Here is a 1,688-nt window from a genome sequence, read left to right on the forward strand (position 1 = left end):
GTTGGCAAACTCGTGACGCATTGCTGGGGTGGACCACAGAGCCGCGCCAATGATTGCGCCGCTCAACAGAAACGAGCCTGCAACGATGATGGGGGCGAGACGCATTTGCAGCCTTCTAACGTTCGACATGAGCGGACCGCAACGGCGCCGCGAGTGTGGCCGAAGCGCACCACCGCGCCCCGCCGTTGCGGGTCCGCTCGATGGAGGGGTTAGGCGCCGTCGCCGGCTCAGAAGAGGTTTTCTTTGAGATCGACGTCATGGTCTGGCGGGCCAAGCAGGAACCGATTGCCTTCCACCTCTTCGCCGCACGCGACGTTGTACACCGTTTCGGAGTAGTACTGCCCAGAATACGTTGTGTGCCGGGCGTTGATAGTGATGCACACATACTGACCCGATGCCACATCAACCGCTCGTTGGATGGGGCGACGTTTCGGTTGAGCAGCGTTTGGTGTACCCAGAACGCCAAGCGTGAAGGATCCGTTCGAGTGACGCGAGATTCGCAGCACGTCGACGCTCCCTGGAAGGGGGAGCGACTCGCCAGCCTTGACTAGCTTGGGAGAGAACTCTTCCCACTCAGCTATGCGGTGGCGCTGGACCATGCATTCACCGCGACCACTTACGATGGGGAACACCCTTGGAAGCATGACCCGCTCGTTCGACCTCGGCGCACCACGAGTAGCCTTGGTCCACAGAATCTCCACGACCTGCACTACGAGCATGAGGCACCTAACGTTCGACATGAGCGGCGGACGCAAGCAGCCGCAGGCTGCTTGGGGCCGTCCGCTCGATGGAGGGGTTAGGCATCATCGCTTGAGGTGGCGTGCTCAACGAGCCTGAACAGGAGTGCGATCTCCGGGCGTCCATGCCAGCCGCTGAGTGCGTAGGACAGGCCGTACGCTCCAATTGCCACAATGGCGACTCCTGCTGTCTCGTTACGAGCCGCCACTAGCCAGACACCGAACGCGAGAACGGCAAAGTGCAGGATCAACAGAATGACGCGAGTGGATTTCCATCCCTCATGTTGTCTTCGCAGTGACGCAAGAACTTTGAGTTCGGTTGGATTCAGTTTCATGGTGTGAGAGAGAAGCGCACTCGTGTGTGGTGGGCATTTCACTCGGAGAGTTATATACGCGGATTGGCCTTGGTTGTGTTGTGTGACGCCCAACGTTCGACATGAGCGGCGTGACGCGGTAGGCGAAGCCTGCCGTGGCACGTCCGCTCGATGGAGGGGTTAGGCACCATGACGCGAATTGTCGAGCAAGAGCACAGCGACCCAGACAAATACCACAAGCCATGAGGACCACGTAGCGGGCCATGCCCCACGCTTGAGCCGCATGACACAACACCAAGTGAGAACCGCGAAATTGACAACCGTGGCGAGAATGAATATGGGCACCGCGGTCATAAACCACACCGCGCCCGCCCCGCCGCTCGCGCCAGGCACATCGGCCAGTTCGGGTTCGATCCAGGTGTGCGAAGCCGCAAATAAGAATGCCGCTGCAACGAGCGCATTGCCGATCAGCCAGACTGTGCTCACTTGCGACGGCCAACGCTGGTTCTTCATGGAGGCCTAAGGATGCGCTGATCAATGAGCGCCGTCGCTCGAGTTGAACCGATGCAACGCCACGATGACATTGCGTACGCCGTGAACCACGCGGTGCGTGGCCTCACAGCGATGTCTGAATCCT

At 59.8% G+C, this 1,688-nt stretch carries 2 protein-coding genes; both read right to left on the reverse strand.

Annotated features, from left to right (window positions below):
• Positions 1-227 precede the first annotated feature (227 nt).
• Positions 228-599, reverse strand: a complete 372-nt coding sequence (locus tag E8D38_RS27550) for a hypothetical protein (RefSeq protein ID WP_181179545.1) — start codon at positions 597-599, stop codon at positions 228-230.
• A 632-nt stretch (positions 600-1,231) separates the two neighbouring features.
• On the reverse strand, positions 1,232-1,564 hold the full coding sequence (locus E8D38_RS27560; RefSeq protein ID WP_140637472.1) for a hypothetical protein: 333 nt from the start codon (positions 1,562-1,564) through the stop codon (positions 1,232-1,234).
• Positions 1,565-1,688 lie beyond the last annotated feature (124 nt).

Source organism: Methylibium rhizosphaerae (assembly GCF_006386545.1).
In the GTDB taxonomy this organism is placed as follows: domain Bacteria; phylum Pseudomonadota; class Gammaproteobacteria; order Burkholderiales; family Burkholderiaceae_C; genus Pseudorivibacter; species Pseudorivibacter rhizosphaerae.

Bases quoted from the DNA above. Each gene is read 5' to 3' on its own strand.
- E8D38_RS27550 (WP_181179545.1), bottom strand. From the start codon at position 599: ATGGTCCAGCGCCACCGCATAGCTGAGTGGGAAGAGTTCTCTCCCAAG.
- E8D38_RS27560 (WP_140637472.1), bottom strand. From the start codon at position 1,564: ATGAAGAACCAGCGTTGGCCGTCGCAAGTGAGCACAGTCTGGCTGATC.